Below are 21,126 nucleotides of genomic sequence, written 5' to 3'. Positions count from 1 at the left end.
ATTGTCACCTCCGCGGGTTTTTGGTTGTTCTTTTGTTTCAATGGCTTGCGACAAAGAATACCATTTTCCGCTGGAGGTTTCCCTCTCGGTTACTGAATTTTCCTGTTTAATATCAGCTTTTTATGTTTATGGATGGAAACTGGTTAGAGTTGCCCGCCCCTGTTCCTGCCAGAGAATCGGGGAGCTGGAGAGACTGAAGCTGCGGTTACGGCGAATGCCACCCACATCAATACAGATGTTCACATGCTGACCGGCCCTGAATCCGGGCCATCTCCGGGACGGCTGAAGTACCAGGGTTTTGGTGTCCGGGGTTTCCTGGATGATCTGTTCCACCCGTGCTGGTGTGTACCCTTGTACCCACATCGGCTTGATGGGCTCAAGCAGCGGGTCGAAAAAACCAGCCGGATCATCCCGGTTAAATAGCTGCCTGCCAAGCCAGTGCAGTGCTCGGCTCCGGGCCTGTTTCGCTAACATGGTGGTTGTCTCCCATAGTTATACTGTATCAATGTGTACAAGTGTGCACTTATGTGTACGAATGTACACAGGGCTGTAGAAGGGGGCAATGAATGTCTGTGCATTGGCGCAAAATGACACGCTTTCTGTACTTTTATTTTTCGGGATGTGTACACTTGTCAGCCATTGATCAACAGCCGTCAGTACGGGCAGGCGATGGTGGAAAAACAACGAAGAAGGCCCGGTGAAACCCGCGAAAAACTGATGAATGCGGCGTTAACACTGGTGGGGAAGGGGCGGCATTTCGCCAGTCTGGGCATCCGGGAGGTAACGCGGCAGGCCGGGGTAGTGCCAACCTCGTTCTATCGCCACTTCCGCAATATGGATGACCTGGGCTTGCAGCTGGTGGATGAGCTGGGGCTGGTATTGCGCCGGATGATGCGTGAGGCCCGGGCCAATGTGTTGCAGGCGGACAAACTGATTGAAGAGTCCGTGGCCATCTTCATTAGTCATGCCCAGGCCAACCGGAGCTTTTTCATGTTCATGGCCCAGGGGCTTGCCGGTGAGAGCCGGGCGGTGCAGGAGGGCATCCGCAGCGAAATGCGGTTCTTCGCCAGCGAGCTGGCCAACGACTTGCGCAGACTGAGACTGGTGGATCACCTTACCGACCAGGATCTGGATATGACCGCTGATCTGGTGGTGCGAAGCGTCGCCTTCAGCCTGACTGACCTGTTGGGTGTTTCACCGGATGATGATTACCAGATTGGGCAGATCCGGAAGCGGAATACCCGCTTCCTTCAACTGATCTTCGTGGGCGCTGCCAACTGGAAAAGCCCGGGCTGAGTCATGACCCGGCCGGACACCTTCACTCTTTCGGTGCGGCCTTCTTTCGCGATGCCCGGGGTTTTGCAGCAGTTCCCGTTTTTTTTGTTGCGGCTCCAGGCGTCGACGGCGGCGGCAAAATCAGACTTTCCAGCTCATTCAGTGCCTCTCCGGTATACACCGCCAGTTTTTGCATGCTTGGCAGGGTATCCCGGCAACCGGTATAGCCGAAGTTCAGGGAACCCGCATAACTCAGGCAGGTAATGTTCAGTGCGCCACCGTGGGTAATCAATGACACCGGGTACATGGCCTCCAGCCTGGCACCCTCATAGTAGAGCGTTCTCTGGGGGCCGGGTACGTTGGAGATGGTAACGTTGAACACCGGGCGCATGCGCCCGCCCAGCCCGGACATCAGTTGGAGAATGTAGGGCGACATCAGCAACATGGTGTACTGGGTCAGTGCGCTCTTGGGCAGCTTCTGCAGGTGTTCCTTCGCACGCCGGCTTGAGGTCTTGATATTTTGCAGTCGCGTCAGCGGGTCCGGTTCGTCGGTCGCCAGGGAGGCGATCATAAAGCTGATCTGGGTGCCTGTGCCCTGGTCATCGGCTGGCCGGATATTTACCGGTATGCCAGCCGTGAGGGGGGTGTCGGGTAACTCATCCTGCTCAAGCAGGAAGCGCCGGAGGGCGGTCCCGCAGAGGTACAGCACGATATCGTTCAGGGAGCCACCGGATACGTGGGAGAGCGCTTTGATGCGTTCCAGCTGATAATGCTGGGTGGCAAACCGGCGCTGGCCGGTTACCCGGTGATTGATCTTCGACACCGGCCCGGTGAAAGGCGCGGTGAGGCCATCCTCCGGATGGCGGACCGAATGGACCAGCCGGTTCCCTGCCTGCCACAGCCTCGGTGCCATATCCGCTTGCAGTTTGAGGGCATCCATGGCCTGTGAAAATGCGGCCGGTACGCTGGCTTCGGAATCGGTTTTGCTGCCCCGGCGGCGTTCTGGCTGAACCGACCAGGGGGGAGACATGTCCTTTTTATCCGGGTCTGTGGTCAGCACCCGTTGCATCAGGCGAACACCACTGATGCCATCAATCATGGAGTGATGCATCTTGGTGTACAAGGCAAAGCGATTGTTCTCCAGCCCTTCGATGACATGGCACTCCCAGAGCGGACGCGCAAAATCAAGGGGGTTGGAGTGCAGCCGCGAAACCAGAATGCCCAGTTCACGTTCACCGCCCGGTCGGGGCAGGGCAGAGTGGCGGACATGGTAATCCAGGTCGATGTCCTTATCGGTTTTCCAGGCGGGCGCCAGCACCCGGCCCAGAAAACCGGACCAGGCAAGCTTGTAGCACCACGGAGGCGCTACGTCCCCGGTTTCTTTCATGCGGGTGATCATGTCCCGAAGAAAGGTTTCAGGGGCGCCTTCGGGTAGCGAAAAGATCTGCAGATTGCCCACGTGCATCGGGGTGTCTTCGGATTCTACGGCCAGCCAAGAGGCATCCAGGGTTCCCAGGCGTTTCATTCCTTGAGTGTCTCCACGAGTGTCCAGGTATTTTAGTTATCTGTTGCAAGTATACTGATAACGGCTTCAGGACACGATCCTCCCGGCCAGAAAGTTCCCTGATTTTGGGTTATTGTGGGTCATGTCAGAGTATTATTTAACGCCAGAGTCCAGAACCATAACTGACCGGGATATCGCCGCATGCAGTTCCTGAATGGTATTACCCTCCTTCTGGTGTACCAGTTGGTGGGGGAGATCACGGTTCGTCTGCTGGGCCTGCCGATTCCCGGGCCGGTGCTTGGCATGGTCATGCTATTTATTACCCTGATGATCCGGGGAAGGACGCCGGTATCGGTTGATCAGGCGTCTACGGCTTTGCTCAGCCACCTCTCGCTGCTGTTCGTGCCTGCTGGTGTGGGCATGATGGCGCATTTTGGCCGCATTGCCGACGAGTGGGTGCCGATCACTCTGGCTCTGCTTCTGAGTACCGTGATCACCATGGTGGCCACCGCCCTGATCATGCAGGTGACCACTCACTGGTTTACCAGGCCCCTCGCCGGGAAAGGTGGGCGTGATGAATGAGCCGGGCCTGAAAGACATCTGGGTATACCTGTCGGCCTCTCCGCTGCTGGGGCTTACCATTACCCTGGTGGCCTATGGCCTGGCCTACCGGCTATACCTGAAAACCAACTCCAATCCGCTGGCCAACCCGGTGGTCACCTCGGTTGCGATGCTTATCATTCTGTTGCTGGCTACCGGCACCTCCTACAGTGACTACTTTGAGGGCGGTCAGTTTGTTCATTTCCTGCTGGGGCCGGCCACGGTGGCTTTGGCCGTTCCCCTGTACCAACAATTTTCCAGACTGCGCCAACTCTGGTTGCCGGTAACGATCTCACTGTTCTGTGGCGTGGTGATTGCTGCCGGCAGCTCCATTGGTTTGGCCCGGCTGCTTGGCGGCTCCATGGAAATCCAGATGTCCCTGGCTCCCAAATCCGCTACGGCGCCTGTAGCCATGGGTATTTCGGAAAAAATTGGCGGGCTGCCTTCGCTGACTGCGGTGCTGGTGGTGATCACCGGGATCACCGGCGCTGTGCTCGGTACCAAGCTGTTCGAGTGGGTCCGGGTGCGGGATGACACCGCCAAAGGCATTGCCATGGGCGTCGCGGCCCACGGCATCGGGACTGCCCGGGCCTTCCAGGTGAGCTCCCAGATGGGGGCCTTTTCCGGGCTGGCGATGGCGCTCTCGGCTTTTGCCACCGCCTTGCTGGTGCCGTGGCTGGTGGATATGCTTGCGTCCTGGTTGCCAGTCTCATAACCACACCAAACTGAGGACATTCAGAATCATGCAAACCAAGTTCCTTCTCGAAGAAAGCCAGATGCCGACGTACTGGTACAACCTGCAGGCGGACTTTCCGGAACCGCTGCCGGCGGTGCTGCACCCGGGGACTCAGCAGCCAGTAGGGCCGTCGGACCTTGAACCACTGTTCCCGATGGCGCTGATCGAACAGGAAGTGACCACGGAGCGGGAAATCGAGATTCCCGAGCCGGTGCGTGACGTCTACAAGCTCTGGCGCCCGGCCCCGTTATACCGGGCTCATCGTCTCGAGAAGGCGCTTGGTACACCGGCGAAGATTTTCTACAAGTATGAAGGCGTGAGCCCGGCAGGCAGCCACAAGCCCAATACCGCCATTCCCCAGGCCTTTTACAACCGTGAAGCGGGCATTCGTACCCTCACTACGGAAACCGGCGCGGGTCAGTGGGGCACATCCCTGTCCTTCGCGGGTTCGCTGTTTGATATTGACGTTACCGTGTTTCAGGTGCGGGTCTCCTACAACCAGAAACCCTATCGCCGGGCGGTGATGGAAACCTACGGTGCCAGGTGTGTGGCCTCGCCCTCGGAGCTGACCGAATTCGGGCGCAAGGTGCTGGCGGACAACCCGGACCACACCGGCAGTCTGGGGATTGCCATTTCAGAGGCGGTGGAACTGGCGGTGCAGGATCCGAACACCAAGTACGCCCTGGGCTCGGTACTGAACCATGTGTTATTGCACCAGAGCATCATTGGTCTGGAAGCCATGCAGCAGATGGAAATGGCGGACTGCTGGCCGGATGTCATCGTGGGCTGCACCGGTGGTGGTTCCAACTTTGCCGGCATTGCCTTCCCGTTTATGGGCCATGCGCTACGGGGTGGTGAAAAATCCCGGATCGTTGCGGTGGAGCCCTCGGCCTGTCCGACCCTCACCCGCGGCAGGTACGCCTATGATTACGGCGATACTGCCCAGATGACGCCGCTGACCAAGATGCACACGCTGGGTTCTGGGTTTACGCCGCCGGGTTTCCATGCCGGTGGCCTGCGTTATCATGGCATGGTGCCGATGGTGTCCCACGCCAAGGAGCTGGGCCTGTTTGATGCGGTGGCCTACACGCAACGTGAATGCTTCGAGGCTGGCGTGCTGTTTGCCCGTAACGAGGGCATCGTGCCCGCCCCGGAAGCCAACCACGCAGTCAAGGGCGCCATCGACGAAGCCCTGCGCTGCAAGCGGGAAGGCAGGGAAGAGGTGATTCTGTTTAACCTCTGTGGCCACGGTCACTTCGATATGGCGGCTTACACCTCCTATTTCGCCGGCGACCTGAGTGACCACGAATACGACGAGCAGGAACTGGCCATGGCCCTGTCCGGGCTCCCGTCCGTCAAGGCCTGATCAGTCGTCTTTACGCTGCTGAAAGAGGGTACCCCCGCCGCCGGCGTCCAGTTGCCGGATGGTGGTGGGTACGCCCTCGTCGTTCAGCCTCACGTCTCCGATTCCTGAGTGATTCCAGAGTCGCTCTCCGGCATCCCGTCCCTCGGGAAGCCTGGGTGAAATCCTCATTCGCCGCCTTTTGGTGAACCAGTTCAGAGGCGACCAGGGCGCGAACAGCCAGCGATTGAGGCGGTCCAGCCACTCCAGCAGGGCATTGGGAAACTCATTCTTGATGCCACTGCTGGTAATCTGCCAGATACGGGGGCCTTTTTTTGTATGGCGCAGCCGCACGTCATAGGCAAAGGAGTAGTGGACATCTCCCGAGAGAACCACGAAGTGCCGGGGCGTTCGGGGGTGCCTGAAGATGTTGAGCAGCACGTTGGCGGCCCCCCGGTGTGCCATCCAGTTTTCAGCATCCACCAACAGTGGCTTGCCAAAGAAGGTGAACACTCGCTGAATCATCTCGATCAGCTTCACCCCGAACATGGGTGCGGCTGAGACCACAACAACGGCTTTCTCCCCCATGATCTCCTGCTGAAAATCGGTCAATGACTCCCAGTCCATCAGCCCGGACGGGTGCCTACGGCGAATCTCGCTTCGCCAGCGGTGGGTGCGGGTATCCAGTACCATCAGTCGGGGCGAGGTGGGCAGGCTGTAGTGCCAGCGATGAAAGTGGAATAACCGGTTGATCAGCTCGTCCTGGATTTCTTTGTCCAGTTCATTCTGGTCCTTCTCTGCATCCAGCAACTGCCGGCACAGATCAATGAGGTCGCCGAAGTTATCAGGCTGGTTGCCCCAGCCCTGGCACAGCAGATACCCCAGCAGCGCATTGCCAATGATGCGCCGGGAAAACGGGTGCTCGTAGGCCGTTGTCTCCCAAAGTGCCGAGAGGTTCCAGTCATCGGTGATATCGTGATCATCGAAGATCATGTACACCGGTACATTGGCCAACGCACGGGCTGCTCGCGGAAGGTCTTTTCGGAAGGCATTGATCACTTCCCGCTCTTTCCGGTACCGGGCCAGTTCCCCTGGCTTGTCCACGGGTTCGGCTTCTGTGACCAGGGCCCAGGGTTCTGGTGACCATACCAGCAGGTACATGGCCATGATCTCGGCGAATGAAATCAGGTGGTTACCGGCGTTGGCGGTCGTAAAAACCGGCTTGCGCACGCCGCCGAAGAAGCGCTCGGCCAGGTCCTCATTGAATTCGGATTCCGGCAGCAGGGCATCCCGGTGGTAGTAGGCGTTTGCCATCGACGTCAGTTCGCGGCTGTGGCTCAGGGAGGCTCCCTCGAGTATCTCCTGATAAAGGCCAAGTTGGTGGATAACGCAGTGAATGGCGTGCAGCATCGGGCCGGCCACGTCGTCGGCGTAGATCTGGTCGCCGGTCATGAGCAGCAGTGAGGGAATATCCTCCAGTTGCTCTGCCTTGCCCAGTTCCTCGTCCACACGGACCAGCCCGTCACCGGCAGGGTGGTGTGGTCTTCGGCAGGAGCCGTGGAGAATACGATCCAGTTTTGATTTCAGGGTGAAGCCGGGGCGCTTCCGGCCGTCAGGACACAGGTGAGGGGCCCAGTCCCGGATCCACTTTCTGTTGGGATCGTTATCACCAGCCAGCCCGAGGTCATAGTCAAGGCGGGTGTCCCGGGGCAGGGAAGAGTCTGGTTGTATACTCAAAAGATTCAGCCAGGCCCGGGTGCCAATCCTGAGCCGGGTTATCTCGCGGTCGGTTACCGGGCGGTCCAGCAGGCATTGTTCTCCGCTGAACACCCGAATCGAAAAAGTCACCTTCTCACTGATGGTTAACCAGAGCGCCAGCGAGTCTGGTGCAGCATGACGCAGAACCGGGCCGGCCAGAACCGGCCCGAGAGTGCCCGTGGGTTCCAGATCAATCCTCCTCGAATTCCTGGGGTGGGCAGTGGTATTCCTGGACCGTGATACCTTCGTCCACGCTTTCCAGGTGCACATCAAAGCCCCATAACCGGTGTGCGTGGCGCAGCACTTCCTCAGTCTCCTTGCCGAGTGGCACCCGGTCTACCGGTATGTGCCTCAGGGTCAGTGAGCGGTCACCGCGCACATCGACGTTCCACACCTGAATGTTTGGCTCACGGTAACTGAGGTTGTACTGGCGGGCCAGTTTTTCTCGCAGATCCCGGTAGCCGGGGTCGTCGTGGATGGCGGTTACCCGGTACACATCTTCCTGGTCGTCGTTCTGGATTGCGAACAGCTTCAGATCCCGCATCACCTTGGGCGAGAGGAACTGCTGGATAAAGCTTTCGTCCTTGAAATTTTTCATCGCGAAATGCAGGGTTTCCAGCCAGTCACTGCCGGCAATGTCCGGGAACCAGTGGCGGTCTTCATCCGTCGGCTTCTCACAGATCCGGCGAAGGTCCGTGAAAATGGAAAAACCCAGGGTGTAGGGGTTGATGCCGGAGTACCAGGGGCTGTTAAACGGCGGTTGATAAACCACAGCCGAATGGCTCTGGAGGAATTCGAGCATGAAGCCGTCGTTCACCAGGCCTTTGTCGTACATGCGGTGCAACAGGGTATAGTGCCAGAAGGTGGCCCAGCCCTCGTTCATCACCTGGGTCTGGCGCTGGGGGTAGAAATACTGGGCCAGCTTGCGCACGATGCGAATGATTTCCCGCTGCCAGGTTTCCAGCAGCGGGGCGTTTTTTTCGATGAAATAGAGAATGTTTTCCTGCGGTTCCTCAGGGTAGCGCTTGCGCCGCTTCACCGGGTCGTCATCCTCGTCCATTTTCGGGATGGTGCGCCACAGGTCGTTGATGCGCCGTTGCTGGTATTCCTCCCGTTCCTTCTGCCGCCGCATTTCCTCCGAGGCGGAGATGGGGGCCGGCCGCTTGTAGCGGTCTACGCCATAGTTCATCATGGCATGGCAGGAATCCAGAATCTCCTCCACCGCGTCCACGCCGTAACGCTCCTCGCATTCCGCCACGTAATTCCGGGCGAACACCAGGTAGTCAATAATCGCGCTGGCGTCGGTCCAGGTGCGGAACAGGTAATTGCACTTGAAGAAGGAATTGTGGCCATAGGAGGCGTGGGCAATCACCAGCGCCTGCATTGGCAGGGTATTCTCCTCCATCAGGTAAGCGATGCAGGGATTGGAGTTTATGACGATCTCGTAGGCCAGCCCCATCTGGCCGCGCTGGTATCCCTTTGAGGTACTGAGGAACTGCTTGCCAAAGGACCAGTGATGGTAGCCAACGGGCATGCCCACGGAGCTGTAGGCGTCCATCATCTGTTCAGCACTGATCACCTCAATCTGGTTGGGGTAGGTGTCCAGACCGAACTCAGCGGCGCATTTGGCGATTTCGTCGTCGTATTTCCGGACCAGCTCGAAGGTCCATTCAGAACCCGTGGAGATTGGCTCCCGGGCTCTGGGCTGGTTACTTCCCGGCAGGTTCAGGCGCCCCATGAGGTTGGTCATGCGGCTTTCCTCTCAAACAACTGGCGAAACACCGGATAGATCTCGCCGGGGTCGGCGATCTGCTGTAATGCAAAGCTCTGGGGAAAGCGTTCGTGGATCTTCTCGTATTCATACCAGAGCATCTGGTGATCCTGCGGCGTGATTTCCACATAGGCAAAGTACTGGACCAGCGGCAAAATACTGTCGGCCAGAATCTTGCTGCACACCGGGGAATCGTCATTCCAGTTATCGCCGTCTGACGCCTGTGCCGCGTAGATATTCCACTCGGACGGAGAATAGCGGGATTCAACAATCTTGCGCATCAGTTTCAGGGCGCTGGAGACGATGGTGCCGCCGGTTTCCCGGGAATAGAAGAACTCCTCCTCGTCCACTTCCTTGGCGCTGGTGTGGTGGCGAATGAAGACCACTTCGATCTTCTTGTAGTTCTTCTTCAGGAACAGGTACAGCAGGATGAAAAAGCGCTTGGCGATGTCCTTGTGCATCTGGGTCATGGACCCGGATACATCCATCAGACAGAACATCACAGCGCTGGTGGCCGGTTGCGGCTGCTTCAGGTGCTGGCGGTAGCGCAGGTCGATTTCATCAATGAACGGGATTCGCTTTACATTCGCTTTCAGCCGGGCAATTTCCTCCTCCAGAACCTGAATCTGGTCTTCATGGCTGAACGCCGGGTCCAGATCGTGCGGCGCGGATTTCAGGGCTTTCAGTTGTTTCTCCAGATCCCGGATTTTTTTCTTGCGGGCACCGCCAAGACCCAGGCGCCGGGCGTGGGCGCCGCGCAGGGAGCGCACGACATCCAGCTTGGCCGGCACCCCCTGGGTGCTGAAACCGGAGCGGACGTATTTGAATGCTTCGGTGTCTTTGAGTTTTTTGCGGGCAAGGTTGGGCAGCTCCAGATCGTCGAACAGGAAATCCAGGAACTCTTCCTGGGTGATCTGGAAGGCGAATTCGTCCATACCCTCTCCATCCGGGCTGGCTTGCCCCTGTCCGGAACCCTGGCCACCTCCGCCTTCGGGCTTCGGGATGGTGTCCCCGGCCACAAACTCCTGGTTGCCGGGATGAACCACCTCCCGCCGGCCGCCCTGACCGTGGTGGAAGATGGGTTCTTCAATGTCCCGGGACGGAATGCTGACTTTCTCGCCCCGCTCTATGTCTGTAATCGAGCGCTTCTGCACCGCATCCGCCACTGCTCGCTTGATGTGGTGGCGGTAGCGGCGCAGGAACCGTTCCCGGTTCACCGCACTCTTGTTCTTACCGTTCAGTCGCCGGTCGACTATGTGGGTCATTCCCATGGCGTAACTCCAGTTCAGTGAGTGGTCACTGACTTAGTGAGACTTGCGAACCCGCAGGTACCATTCGGCCAGGAGCCGTACCTGCTTCTCCGTGTAGCCTCGATCGACCATACGCTCGACGAACTGCTTGTGCTTGTTCTGATCTTCCTGACTGGCTTTCGGGTTGAAGGAGATCACTGGCAGCAGGTCTTCTGTGTTCGAGAACATCTTCTTCTCGATCACACTGCGCAGCTTTTCATAGCTGAGCCAGGACGGGTTGCGGCCCTGATTGTTGGCCCGTGCCCGCAGCACAAAATTGACCACCTCGTTCCGGAAATCCTTCGGGTTGCTGATGCCAGCCGGCTTCTCGATCTTCTCCAGCTCATCGTTGATGGACGAGCGGTCGAGGATCTCGCCGGTCTCCGGATCCCGGTATTCCTGGTCCTGAATCCAGAAATCGGCATAGGTGACATAGCGGTCGAACAGGTTCTGGCCATACTCGCTGTAGCTTTCCAGATACGCGGTCTGGATTTCCTTGCCGATGAACCGGACATAGTGCGGTGCCAGGAATTCCTTGATAAACCTGAGGTATTTCTCATGGGTTTCAGACTGGAACTGCTCCTGTTCAATCTGCTTTTCCAGAACATAGAGCAGGTGCACCGGGTTGGCGGCCACTTCGGTGGTGTCGAAGTTGAACACCTTGGACAGGATCTTGAAGGCGAACCGGGTCGAGAGGCCGTCCATGCCTTCCATCACGCCGGCGGCATCCCGGTACTCCTGGATGGATTTGGCTTTCGGGTCGGTATCCTTGATGTTCTGGCCGTCGTATACCCGCATCTTCGAGAAAATGCTGGAGTTTTCAGGCTCTTTAATTCGTGAGAGCACGGAGAACTGCGCGAGCATGTCCAGAGTGTCAGGTGCGCAGGGCGCGCCTTCCAGAGAGCTGTTGCTCAGCAGCTTCTTGTAGATTTCGATTTCTTCGGTCACCCGCACACAGTAAGGCACCTTGACGATGTAGACCCGGTCAAGGAAGGCTTCGTTGTGTTTGTTGTTGCGGAAGGTCTGCCATTCGGATTCGTTGGAGTGGGCCAGGATCACGCCGTCAAAGGGCACGGAACCCATACCTTCGGTGGTGTTGTAGTTGCCTTCCTGGGTGGCGGTCAGCAGTGGATGCAGCACCTTGATCGGTGCCTTGAACATCTCCACAAACTCCATCAGGCCCTGGTTGGCCTTACACAGGCCGCCGCTGAAGCTGTAGGCATCCGGATCATCCTGGGAAAAATCTTCCAGCATGCGGATGTTGACCTTGCCTACGAGGGCGGAAATGTCCTGGTTGTTGTCATCGCCGGGCTCGGTCTTGGACACGCCGATCTGGTCGAGTACTGAAGGGTATTTCTTGACCACCCGGAACTGGCTGATGTCGCCGCCATATTCGTGCAGGCGTTTGACGGCCCAGGGGGACATGATGGTTTTCAGGTAGCGGGCCGGGATGCCGTATTCCTCTTCCAGAATCTGGGCATCTTCAGCCGGGTCGAACAGGCCAAGCGGCGATTCGTTCACCGGCGAACCCTTTATGGCGTAGAAAGGCACCTTCTGCATCAGTGACTTGAGTTTTTCCGCCAGGGAGGATTTACCGCCGCCGACCGGGCCGAGCAGGTAAAGAATCTGTTTCTTCTCTTCCAGGCCCTGGGCCGCGTGGCGGAAGAAAGACACGATGTTTTCGACGGCATCTTCCATGCCGTAAAACTCGGAAAATTCCGGGTAACGCTTGATGACCTTGTTGGAAAAGATGCGTGACAGCCTCTGATCACGGGAGGTATCGACGAGTTCTGGTTCGCCGATGGCAATTAACATGCGCTCAGCGGCCGCGGCATAGGCCGTTGGGTCCTTTTTGCAGATCTCCAGGTATTCCTCCAGGCTGTATTCTTCTTCCTGGGTACTCTCATACCGGTCTTTGAAGTGCTGCAGTATGCTCATAGATCGCCCCTCGCTCGCTGTTCTTCAGCTTTCAGTTCACGCAATTTCCCCGTTGCAGTTGGCTCCGCCCGTCCGGGCGGTCTGTCTAGTTATGGGTGGAAGGAATGGATACTTACAAGCCGGTAAACGATCGGGTCGTGGTCGGCTTGCTTACTTTGAGCTTAGTTCACGCTCGCGGACTTGGACAGTGGGGGAGTGGTTAAGGTTCATTAAATTGTGTTGGGCGGGTGTGGTGTTTTTGTAGCTTTGGTTGGGCTTTGGGGCTTGTTCTGGGGGCTGGAGTGCACCGGGGGTCTTTTTAAAAACGAATTGGCAACTCGCTGCGCTCAGACATCAAATTCGTTTTTAAAAAGACCCCCGGTACACTCCGGTCAGGCCTCGTGGAGTCGCCCTGGCGCGCTACAGCTTGGTCAGGCGAAACACGCTTTCCGTCGCGCCTTCCAGGCCTTTTCGTTTGGTGAACGGGTGATCCCTGGCCAGGGTGTTGGTCAGGATGTGCTCTACCTTGTAGTCATCGGCGTACAGCGCTTTTACTTCGTCGTCGCTGACGTTGAACGGCGGGCCTTTTATTTCGGTGGCGTAGTCGAGGGTGATCAACAGGATTCGGGTGCCGTCCGGGATGATGGTGGTCAGGTGGTCTACATAGCCTTTACGCATGTTCGGGGGCAGGGCGATGAGGGCGGCGCGGTCGTAGACGAGGCGGACGTGCCTGAGATCATCAGGTGCCAGCTGGAAGAAGTCGCCGCACCAGAGTTGAAGATTATCGTGTCGGAAGGTGGTGAAGGGCTCTCCAGGGTGAACTTTGGCTTTTTCTCCGGCCTCTTCGAAGAAGTCCTTGCAGGCGATGTCGCTCAGTTCCACGCCGATGACGGGGTGGCCGCGGTCATGGAGCCACCACATGTCGTGGGCTTTGCCGCAGAGGGGGACGAAGACGGCGCCGGTGCCCCTGCCGGCGAGTTCGGGCCAGTGATCATAAAGATACTGATTGACGGTGCCTTCGTGAAAGCCGATTTCCTTCTTGGTCCAGCGTTCGTGCCAGAATTCGTGTTCCATGGTTTCCACCCTGTTCTTGGACATTTGGACGTTTGCTTCAGTCTAGCTTAATCTGTGGCTATCTGGATTCAGGAGAAAAGTATGAAAGCGGTGTTTCTTGACGCCAAGACGCTCGGCGATGATGTGGATCTGTCGCCTATCGAATCGGTGACCGGCAAGCTTGAAAAGTATGACCGGACTGCCCCGGAGCAGGTACTGGAGCGGATCCGGGGCTTTGATACGGTTCTGGTCAACAAGGTGGTGCTCAGCCGGGAGCATTTCGAGGCCTGCCCTGAGCTGACGACCATTGCGGTGGTGGCCACGGGCCTGAACAACATTGACCGGGCGGCGGCGAAGGATCACGGCATCAAGGTGATGAACGTGACCAATTACGGCCGTGCCACAGTGGCGCAGCACACTATGGCGCTGATGCTGGCACTGGCCACACGGTTGCTGGATTACAGCCGGGATGTGCAGGCCGGGCGCTGGGGCCGGAGCGACATGTTCTGCCTGATGGATCATCCGATCATGGAGCTGGAGGGTCGCACCCTCGGGATCGTCGGCTACGGTGACCTGGGCCAGGGGGTGGCAGAGCGTGCGGCTGCATTCGGGATGAAAGTTGTGTTGGGCGCACGGCCGGGCCAGGAAGCGGGAGTCGTGGATGATTACCCCCGGATCCCTCTGGAAGAACTGCTGCCGCAAGTGGATGTGCTGTCACTCCATTGCCTGCTCACGGATGAAACCCGTGATCTGATCGGTGCCCGTGAACTGAAACTGATGAAGCCCGATTCATTGCTGATCAACACCAGCCGGGGTGGTCTGGTGAACGAGCAGGCGTTGGCGGACGCCCTGAAGGCCGGCGAAATCGGCGGTGCCGGTTTTGACGTGCTGACCGAGGAGCCGCCCCGACATGGCAACCCCCTGCTGGCGGACGATATTCCGAACCTGATCATTACCCCGCACTCTGCCTGGGCCAGCCGGGAAGCGCGGCAGCGCATTGTCGGTATTACTGCCACCAACTTGGCGTCGGGGGGTTGAGTAAACCACTTCGGCGGCAGTGCACTCTCACTCTTGAATATATTGTGATCCAGACTCTCGCAAAAGGCCGTGAATCAGCCATACTAGGTCCCGACTGGATATCTGTCTGATAAACTGAATAAAACACGGAACGACAGGACCTATAGTGGCTTCATTCCAATTGAAAGAACGGCTCCAGGCTGCGGAGAGCTGGATTCTGGCCAACCCCAATCCGCCCCAGAGCTGGCCCTGGACCTGGTTGTACAAGGTCGGGCGCACGGTGTATGCAATGGCCCGGGATGTTCTCAGCGGGCAGCTGACGCTCCATGCCATGAGTCTGGTTTACACCACGTTGCTGAGTATTGTGCCGTTACTTGCCCTGAGCTTCTCGGTGCTGAAGGCGCTGGGTGTGCACCAGCGAATGGAGCCGTTCCTGTTCCAGTTTTTTCAGCCCCTTGGGCCACAGGGCATCGAACTTGCGGAACGGATTCTGGGATTTGTCGACAACATGAAAGTCGGGGTGCTGGGGTCCGTCGGACTTGCGTTGCTGGTTTACACGGTTGTTTCACTACTTCAGAAGATAGAACGTTCCTTCAACATGATCTGGCGGGTGCCGGACATGCGCTCCATGGCCCAGCGCTTCAGTAATTATCTCAGCGTCATCATGGTTGGCCCGCTTCTGATGGTGTCGGCCATTGGTGTCAGTGCCACCATTTTTTCCTCGACGATTGTCCAGAAACTGATCGAGATTGAGCCCTTTGGCTCTGTGATTCTTGTCGTCAGTCGTTTTACCCCGTTCTTCCTTGTGGTTGGTGCCTTTACCTTTGTTTATGTGTTCATGCCCAACACCCGGGTCCGGTTGCGCTATGCTGCGATTGGCGGCCTGATTGCCGGGGTTTCCTGGCAGGCGGCGGGGATGCTGTTCGCCTCGTTTGTCGCGGGATCGGCCAAATACGCGGCAATATACTCCAGTTTCGCCATTGGCATTATCCTGTTGATCTGGATCTACCTGAACTGGATGATTCTGCTGCTCGGTGCCAGCCTGGCGTTTTATCTGCAAAATCCGGGTACCGTGGCCAAGCGGCGTCAGGTGCAACTGGCGCCCGAGTTGCAGGAGAAGGTTGCACTGGCAACCATGTGGCTGGTGGCCAAACCCTTCAGTGAAGGCAGGCCGGCGCCGCAACAGGAAGCACTGGAGCAGGAACTGAAGGTGCCCGGCGAAGTGACCCGCGCCCTGAGCGACAAGCTTATCCGGGCAGGGCTTTTGACGCTGGCGGGGCGCCAGGGCGATCAGCTTGCGCCCGGGCGGGCACTGGATCTGATTACCGTGGGTGAAGTACTGAGGGTTGTCCGCAACGATGAAGACCGGGTCGTTGATCGGCTCCCGAATGTGATTCCCGCGGAGCTGGTGGGAACGCAAAGAGCCGATGAAACCCGGACATTTGCCGAGTTGTTGCGCGGCGAAGGAGACTCGCAAAAGACCAGCTCAAGGGCCGAGTCGGAGCCAGTCTCAGCCTCTGACGGTTGAGCGCCCGCCTTCCCGGAGCATGGTCTGAAGTGCCCTGCGGACGTTGCTGATCTGGTCGTCTGTCAGCCGGACGACCTTGGGCAGGTCCTCTTCGGCGAGGTTGCGTTGATGGGCGTGCCTGAGGACTTCCCGGGTACCGATCACCATGCCGTCGGTCAGGGGGGTATGTCTCTGCCTCGGGGCAGGGCGTTCCGCGGCCAGAAGGTAGGCGTGGTACTTGGGCGGCAGATTCCACTCATTGGCCAGCAACTGGCAGGTGGCCCATTGGTAGCGAGCCAGCGCATGGCGAATCAGTGCCGGCTCCGGCTCCGCGGTGGTTGTCCGGGACCGGCAGATCCGCTGGAGTTCCCGCCGAATGGTAATGTAGGCCAGCGAAGGCAGTAACCCCACCATGAAATGGGCGCTGGTGTCCTCGCCATGTATTCTCGCAATAAGTTCCGAGGCGCGTGCGCAGGTGAGGCCCCAGCGCCACGCCCGCTGACCGAAAAGCGCTTCACGGCTGTTCCTGGCGGCCATCATCGGGCGCATCACCGCAGCGGCGATGACATTCCGGATGCCATTGACTCCCAATACAAAGACTGCCTGATCCACCGACTCGATGGAATGGTCCCCAGGACGGAAATAGGGGCTGTTGGCAATCTGCAGGAGCTGATCGGTCAGTGAAGGATCCCCGAGAATGATGTCGGTGAGCTGCTGACGATCCGTGGATTCGTCGGATAGCGCCCGCATCAGCATTGGCAGGCTCATGGGCTGTCTGGGAAGTTCGTCCACCCGGTTATTGGAGAGGCGCTGGTGCAGTTCCTCCAGAACAGCTCCAGAGGACGAGAGATCGGCCTTCAGAGCAAGAGGCTCGGCGTCCAGCAGCCAGCAAAACAGGTGATCTTCCAGTTGCTGGGCGAGCTCGGGGCCAGTGTCCGGGGTGTCATTCGCCGGATTTTCCGGTGCCGGATTGAAAAGTCGCGCCTCCAGGGCCGGTGGTGCGGGTTGTGAGGTAGAGAATAATCCTGAAATCCAGGAGAGAAAACCTGGCATCCGTTGCCTCCGGGTCGAACCTGCTCGAAGTAGTGAACCTCCGTTTCTGTGAGTATAGAGGTACGACGCATCCTTGCACAGGTTAAGCCCGTGAATTGAAGCCGGAATTTACAGGAACGATTCCCCGAACACGAAGACCAGCTGGCAGATACCGGCGCCGAAGCCCAGGAAGGCGCCCACCAGGATCAGTTTGATTTCATCCTCCTGGAAGCAGGGCCGGAGCAGGTCCTGAAATTCCACGGAGGATAGGGCAATCATTCGCTCTACCATAATGGATTCGACGGCCCTTGCCCGATCTTTCTCGAATACGGGGTTGTTGAAGGACGTCTGGGATATTTCGATCGCCTTTTCGCCAACCTTGTTTTTCAGGGAGGCAAACCCGGTGGGGCCAAAGGCGACCTGGGTCAGCGCCTTACCCATGCCGGCGGTTTCATCCACCAGTGGCTTGATGTGTTTCTTAACCATATTGCGGGCGCGGTCGCCTTTAGGGCCGTCGAGAATCGCGTTAATGATGTTGCCAACGGTGAGGATTTCATGGGTAACGATGTGGCAGAAGGACTCCGCCACGGCCGGCTGTCGTTTGAGAAACAGGCCCTGCACCCGGAACGGCCCGATTTTTTTTGCATGTAACGGGCGGAAGATGACGTTGAGTGCAATCCAGTTGGTGGCCCAGCCAACCAGCAAGCCGAAGAATGGCAGCACCCACCAGCTCGGGTACACGTACCAGACAGCCATCTGAATCAGGCCGAACAGGAAGCCGAAGTAGAGACCGGAGTTGATGATAAAGCGGAACTCGACTTCGCCGCATTCAAGAAAGATCCGGTTCAGCAGTTCCTTGTCGCTCGCCAGTCGCTCGATCACCATGCCCTTGATGTCCAGCAGGTCTTCGATGTTACCGGAGACGTCTTCAACGAGGTTGTCGACCAGTTGAGGGGTGGATTTTCGAACCCGGTCGTAAACCATTTTCCGGGCTGAAGCCGGGAGGTTTTCCCAGAAGGTGGGGTATTCCTTCAGCATCATTTCGTCCACGTATTCTTCGATGCGAGGGTCTACGGAGTGAACGATGTGGGTGGCCAGTACCTTGGGGTCGATCTGCTGGAAGATTTCCCGAACGGTGCCGATTTTGGAGATGGTGGCGTCTACGCTGATGGCGGCCATTTTCCGGGCTTTTGAGGGGATGATGCCTTGCCAGCCCAGTAGCGGTGGCTTGCCGATGAATTCCAGGGGGTAGAAGGTCATTTTGATGGCGAGCCAGTTGGTGCTCCAGCCGATCAGGGCGGCAATCACCGGGATACTGAGGTATTGCCAGAATTCTTGGGTGTTTAGCAGGCTTGTCATCCTGGTACTCGCAGTCTCTTTAGTATTTTTGCTCTGAGTCTGAGCGGGCGCGGGCAGGCGCTTCTGAAACACGCTGTGAATACGTCCCTGTATGCTCGGCTCCGCCATCTATGGCTCCGCACGGTTTCAGAAGTGCCCACCCGCTGTCAATGACCTGGGCGCCAGCTTGCGACGGCGGCACGGTCGGGGGTTGATCAACCGCTGATATTGCCTCATAACCATTTCCGGGCAGGAAGTATGTGTTCAGTCTAGATTCAGCTTGATCACATAGACTGGACACTAACGGTTAGCAAGAGCCGAAAGCTACACGCTTTCACCTCGTCCTGTTCTGGCCCATGGGTCGAGCAGATTCCCGTATCGCGGTGAGAGATTGAAGTGCGGATTTTGGCAATGTCTTCCTCGGGGTGGCCCTCGGTTTCATACTGGGCAAAACAGTTGGGGGTGTTCATCTTCGCTTGGCTGGCAATCCGGCTGCGCCTCGCAGAACCAGCTTAACCAAACCATATCCTGACACTGAGAGCTAAAACGACTATGAATACCAAGCTAACGAGAGACAAGGGGCCCGACCCGATGGTCAGGTCTGACAAACAGGCCACCATCCAGAGCAACCCGGCGGCGGAACTGTTCGCCTACCAGACCGACCTGTGGCGGCGCTGGGTGCGCTACCTGGACACCCTGCGCGAGCGAGCCAATAACATGCTCGAGCATGAGCAGGCCGGCAAGCCACCGCTACTCGACTTCGACTATGAAATGATCCTGGACGGCCGCCGACTGGAGCGCCCCGCCAACTATGCCCTGCTACGTATCACCCGGGTCGGCGAGGACTGTCTGGAAGACTGCCTTGACGAGACCAAACCGCCGGTGATGATCGTCGATCCGCGCGCCGGTCATGGCCCCGGCATCGGCGGTTTCAAGCAAGATTCCGAAGTAGGCATGGCACTCCACGAGGGGCACCCGGTCTATTTCGCGATCTTCTTCCCCGAGCCCATGCCCGGGCAGACGCTGGAGGACGTGTTAAACGTACTGCGGCGCTTCGTCGAGACGCTGGCCGAGCGCCATCCCGGCATGCCGCCGGTGCTCTACGGCAACTGCCAGGCGGGATGGGCCATCGCACTGCTCTCGGCTGATTGTGAGGGCCTGGTCGGGCCGGCGGTGCTTAACGGCTCACCGCTGTCCTACTGGGCCGGCGAATCCGGCGTTAATCCCATGCGCCTCGCCGGTGGGCTGTTGGGCGGCGCCTGGATGACGCACCTGCTGGCGGACCTGGGGGGTGGGCGCTTTGATGGCGCCCATCTGGCGGCCAACTTCGAATCCCTTAAGCCGGCAAATACCTTGTGGCAGAAGGACTACCAGTTGTTAGCCGACATCGACGGCCAGCGCGAGCGATTCCTGGACTTTGAGCGCTGGTGGACCGGCTTCTATAGCCTGAGCAAGGAAGAGATTGTCGCCATCGTCGAGAATCTCTTCATCGGTAACAAGCTGGAACGTGGCGAGTTTGAAGTCCATCCCGGTTGCACCGTTGACCTCAAGCGCATCCGCAACCCGCTGGTGATCTTTGCCTCCAGTGGCGACAACATCACCCCACCGCACCAGGCGCTCAACTGGATCCCAGCGGTGTACCCGGACACCAAGGCACTCAAGGCCGCTGGCCAGCGAATCGTCTACCTGATCAACCCACACGTTGGCCATCTGGGAATCTTCGTTTCCGCCAAGGTCGCACGGCTGGAGCACCGGGCGATCCTCGAGAGCGTTGGCGATCTCAATGACCTTGCCCCCGGGCTCTACGAGATGAAGATAGACAACCCCACCGGCGACCCGGACTGTCACAAGCCCCAGTTCCAGGTGCGTTTCGAGGAACGTCAGGTGGAAGATCTGGAGTACCCGGACCAGGCACCGGAGTTCGAGCGCGTAAAAGCCCTCTCCAGGCGCAATGTGGCCCTCTATGAGACCTTTGCCGGGCCCTGGGTACGGCGGGTCACCACCCCCTGGTCGGCCGAGATGCTGCGCCAACTGCATCCGGCAAGAACCAGCCGCCTGATGTTCTCGGAGCGCTTCGCGCCCTGGATGGGCGGGGTCAAGTGGCTGGCCGAGAGGATGGAGACCAGGCCAACGCCGGTCAATAGCAGTAACCCCTATCGGCAATGGGAGACGTCAATGAGCGACTCCATCGCCTCGGCACTGACGCTTGCGGGCACGGCCCGCGACAGTGTCTTCGAGATGGCGTTTAAAAGGCTCTATGGCGGGTTATGGCCCGGCAAGGACAAAACAGATACGCGAGGTGATCAATCATGAAAGAATCCAACGTCGTTCTCTGCGCCCCGGTACGCACAGCCATCGGTACCTACGGTGGCACACTCAAGGCCATACCGGCACCCGACCTCGGTGCTACTGCCATCGCCGAGAGCCTGCGCCGCTCGGGCCTGACCCCCGACGATGTGCAGAGTGTGGTGCTGGGTCAGGTGGTTCAGGCCGGCGCCAGGATGAATCCGGCGCGCCAGGCTGCGATCCACGCCGGATTGCCGGTGTCGGTGCCGGCCATGACGGTCAACCGGGTCTGCGGCTCCGGCGCCCAGGCGGTGATTAACGCCGCGCAGGAGGTGATGCTCGGGCATCGTGACTGTGCTATCGCCGGCGGAATGGAGAACATGGATCTTGCGCCCTATCTGGATCTGCACGGGCGCTGGGGCCACCGCATGGGCAATGCCGAGATTTACGACAGCATGCTGCGCGACGGGCTCAATGATGCCTTCTCTGATCAGCACTCCGGGTGGCACACCGAAGACCTGGTCAGCCGCTTTGACATCAGCCGCGAGGACCAGGACCGTTGGGCGGCGCGCAGCCAGCAACGCTTCAGCGAGGCTCAGGCGGCAGGACGCTTCGACGCCGAGATCGTGCCGGTCGAAGTCACATCCCACAAGGGCACGGCGGCCTTCGGGCGCGATGAGCACAATCGCCCCGACGCCACC

General features: G+C 58.6%; 17 protein-coding genes. 8 read left to right on the top strand and 9 right to left on the bottom strand.

What is annotated here, in order from left to right:
- Nucleotides 1-126 precede the first annotated feature (126 nt).
- On the bottom strand, nt 127-474 hold the full coding sequence (locus tag AC13C0_RS05395) for a hypothetical protein (protein WP_482954056.1): 348 nt from the start codon (nt 472-474) through the stop codon (nt 127-129).
- Nucleotides 475-669: 195 nt separating this feature from the next.
- On the opposite strand from AC13C0_RS05395, the gene AC13C0_RS05390 reads away from it, so the two are divergent.
- Complete coding sequence (locus AC13C0_RS05390) at nt 670-1,296, top strand: TetR family transcriptional regulator (protein WP_482954055.1); 627 nt, start codon at nt 670-672, stop codon at nt 1,294-1,296.
- Nucleotides 1,297-1,318: 22 nt separating this feature from the next.
- On the opposite strand, the gene AC13C0_RS05385 is transcribed toward AC13C0_RS05390, so the two are convergent.
- The gene (locus AC13C0_RS05385) at nt 1,319-2,800 is read right to left on the bottom strand and encodes a WS/DGAT/MGAT family O-acyltransferase (protein WP_303287867.1); all 1,482 of its coding nucleotides are present in this window, start codon (nt 2,798-2,800) and stop codon (nt 1,319-1,321) included.
- A gap of 180 nt (nt 2,801-2,980) precedes the next feature.
- Here AC13C0_RS05385 and AC13C0_RS05380 point away from each other — a divergent pair, with 180 nt between their 5' ends.
- From AC13C0_RS05380 to AC13C0_RS05370, 3 genes are read left to right on the top strand one after another with little or no spacing between them, the layout of a single operon-like run.
- Complete coding sequence (locus AC13C0_RS05380) at nt 2,981-3,361, top strand: CidA/LrgA family protein (RefSeq protein ID WP_482954054.1); 381 nt, start codon at nt 2,981-2,983, stop codon at nt 3,359-3,361.
- Nucleotides 3,354-4,094, top strand: a complete 741-nt coding sequence (locus AC13C0_RS05375; RefSeq protein ID WP_482954057.1) for an LrgB family protein — start codon at nt 3,354-3,356, stop codon at nt 4,092-4,094. Before AC13C0_RS05380 ends, AC13C0_RS05375 begins: the two co-directional genes overlap by 8 nt.
- A gap of 28 nt (nt 4,095-4,122) precedes the next feature.
- Entirely contained in the window at nt 4,123-5,481 is a 1,359-nt protein-coding gene (locus AC13C0_RS05370) for a TrpB-like pyridoxal phosphate-dependent enzyme (RefSeq protein WP_482954053.1), read from the top strand.
- Here AC13C0_RS05370 and AC13C0_RS05365 read toward each other — a convergent pair whose 3' ends face one another.
- From AC13C0_RS05365 to tmpT, 5 genes are all read right to left on the bottom strand, one after another.
- Nucleotides 5,482-7,485: an alkaline phosphatase D family protein gene (locus AC13C0_RS05365; protein WP_303287871.1), complete on the bottom strand. Its 2,004-nt coding sequence runs from the start codon at nt 7,483-7,485 to the stop codon at nt 5,482-5,484. It abuts the gene before it with no gap.
- Nucleotides 7,406-8,965: a SpoVR family protein gene (locus AC13C0_RS05360; RefSeq protein ID WP_303287872.1), complete on the bottom strand. Its 1,560-nt coding sequence runs from the start codon at nt 8,963-8,965 to the stop codon at nt 7,406-7,408. The genes AC13C0_RS05365 and AC13C0_RS05360 overlap by 80 nt, the downstream gene beginning before the upstream one ends.
- Nucleotides 8,962-10,257 (bottom strand): YeaH/YhbH family protein, encoded by a 1,296-nt coding sequence (locus AC13C0_RS05355; protein WP_303287873.1) that lies wholly within the window; start codon nt 10,255-10,257, stop codon nt 8,962-8,964. Before AC13C0_RS05355 ends, AC13C0_RS05360 begins: the two co-directional genes overlap by 4 nt.
- 33 nt (nt 10,258-10,290) lie before the next feature.
- Nucleotides 10,291-12,213, bottom strand: a complete 1,923-nt coding sequence (locus AC13C0_RS05350; protein ID WP_341582548.1) for a PrkA family serine protein kinase — start codon at nt 12,211-12,213, stop codon at nt 10,291-10,293.
- 399 nt (nt 12,214-12,612) lie between these two features.
- Nucleotides 12,613-13,266: a thiopurine S-methyltransferase gene (tmpT, locus tag AC13C0_RS05345; RefSeq protein ID WP_117620326.1), complete on the bottom strand. Its 654-nt coding sequence runs from the start codon at nt 13,264-13,266 to the stop codon at nt 12,613-12,615.
- Nucleotides 13,267-13,347: 81 nt separating this feature from the next.
- On the opposite strand from tmpT, the gene AC13C0_RS05340 reads away from it, so the two are divergent.
- Together AC13C0_RS05340 and AC13C0_RS05335 are read left to right on the top strand one after the other, a co-directional pair.
- Entirely contained in the window at nt 13,348-14,283 is a 936-nt protein-coding gene (locus tag AC13C0_RS05340) for a D-2-hydroxyacid dehydrogenase (RefSeq protein ID WP_341582546.1), read from the top strand.
- A gap of 145 nt (nt 14,284-14,428) precedes the next feature.
- Nucleotides 14,429-15,790 (top strand): YihY/virulence factor BrkB family protein, encoded by a 1,362-nt coding sequence (locus AC13C0_RS05335; RefSeq protein WP_341582545.1) that lies wholly within the window; start codon nt 14,429-14,431, stop codon nt 15,788-15,790.
- Here AC13C0_RS05335 and AC13C0_RS05330 read toward each other — a convergent pair.
- Complete coding sequence (locus AC13C0_RS05330) at nt 15,773-16,822, bottom strand: HDOD domain-containing protein (RefSeq protein ID WP_482954052.1); 1,050 nt, start codon at nt 16,820-16,822, stop codon at nt 15,773-15,775. The genes AC13C0_RS05335 and AC13C0_RS05330 overlap by 18 nt on opposite strands.
- Before the next feature lie 108 nt (nt 16,823-16,930).
- On the bottom strand, nt 16,931-18,160 hold the full coding sequence (locus AC13C0_RS05325) for a DUF445 domain-containing protein (RefSeq protein WP_341582543.1): 1,230 nt from the start codon (nt 18,158-18,160) through the stop codon (nt 16,931-16,933).
- 531 nt (nt 18,161-18,691) lie between these two features.
- On the opposite strand from AC13C0_RS05325, the gene AC13C0_RS05320 reads away from it, so the two are divergent.
- Nucleotides 18,692-20,452, top strand: coding sequence for a DUF3141 domain-containing protein (locus tag AC13C0_RS05320; RefSeq protein ID WP_482954051.1), 1,761 nt, complete (start codon nt 18,692-18,694; stop codon nt 20,450-20,452).
- Nucleotides 20,449-21,126: thiolase family protein (locus tag AC13C0_RS05315; protein ID WP_482954050.1), on the top strand; the 678-nt coding region annotated here is incomplete at its 3' end. The genes AC13C0_RS05320 and AC13C0_RS05315, both read left to right, overlap by 4 nt.

This window comes from Marinobacter sp. B-21, from assembly GCF_056857895.1.
This window is presented reverse-complemented; position numbering and strand designations above follow the sequence as displayed.

Bases quoted from the DNA above. Each gene is read 5' to 3' on its own strand.
- AC13C0_RS05350 (WP_341582548.1), bottom strand. From the start codon at position 12,213: ATGAGCATACTGCAGCACTTCAAAGACCGGTATGAGAGTACCCAGGAA.
- AC13C0_RS05360 (WP_303287872.1), bottom strand. From the start codon at position 8,965: ATGACCAACCTCATGGGGCGCCTGAACCTGCCGGGAAGTAACCAGCCC.
- AC13C0_RS05380 (WP_482954054.1), top strand. From the start codon at position 2,981: ATGCAGTTCCTGAATGGTATTACCCTCCTTCTGGTGTACCAGTTGGTG.
- AC13C0_RS05370 (WP_482954053.1), top strand. From the start codon at position 4,123: ATGCAAACCAAGTTCCTTCTCGAAGAAAGCCAGATGCCGACGTACTGG.
- AC13C0_RS05340 (WP_341582546.1), top strand. From the start codon at position 13,348: ATGAAAGCGGTGTTTCTTGACGCCAAGACGCTCGGCGATGATGTGGAT.
- AC13C0_RS05330 (WP_482954052.1), bottom strand. From the start codon at position 16,822: ATGCCAGGTTTTCTCTCCTGGATTTCAGGATTATTCTCTACCTCACAA.
- AC13C0_RS05375 (WP_482954057.1), top strand. From the start codon at position 3,354: ATGAATGAGCCGGGCCTGAAAGACATCTGGGTATACCTGTCGGCCTCT.
- AC13C0_RS05365 (WP_303287871.1), bottom strand. From the start codon at position 7,485: ATGTGCACCTGGAAAGCGTGGACGAAGGTATCACGGTCCAGGAATACC.
- tmpT (WP_117620326.1), bottom strand. From the start codon at position 13,266: ATGGAACACGAATTCTGGCACGAACGCTGGACCAAGAAGGAAATCGGC.
- AC13C0_RS05325 (WP_341582543.1), bottom strand. From the start codon at position 18,160: ATGACAAGCCTGCTAAACACCCAAGAATTCTGGCAATACCTCAGTATC.
- AC13C0_RS05355 (WP_303287873.1), bottom strand. From the start codon at position 10,257: ATGGGAATGACCCACATAGTCGACCGGCGACTGAACGGTAAGAACAAG.
- AC13C0_RS05395 (WP_482954056.1), bottom strand. From the start codon at position 474: ATGTTAGCGAAACAGGCCCGGAGCCGAGCACTGCACTGGCTTGGCAGG.
- AC13C0_RS05385 (WP_303287867.1), bottom strand. From the start codon at position 2,800: ATGAAACGCCTGGGAACCCTGGATGCCTCTTGGCTGGCCGTAGAATCC.
- AC13C0_RS05390 (WP_482954055.1), top strand. From the start codon at position 670: ATGGTGGAAAAACAACGAAGAAGGCCCGGTGAAACCCGCGAAAAACTG.
- AC13C0_RS05320 (WP_482954051.1), top strand. From the start codon at position 18,692: ATGAATACCAAGCTAACGAGAGACAAGGGGCCCGACCCGATGGTCAGG.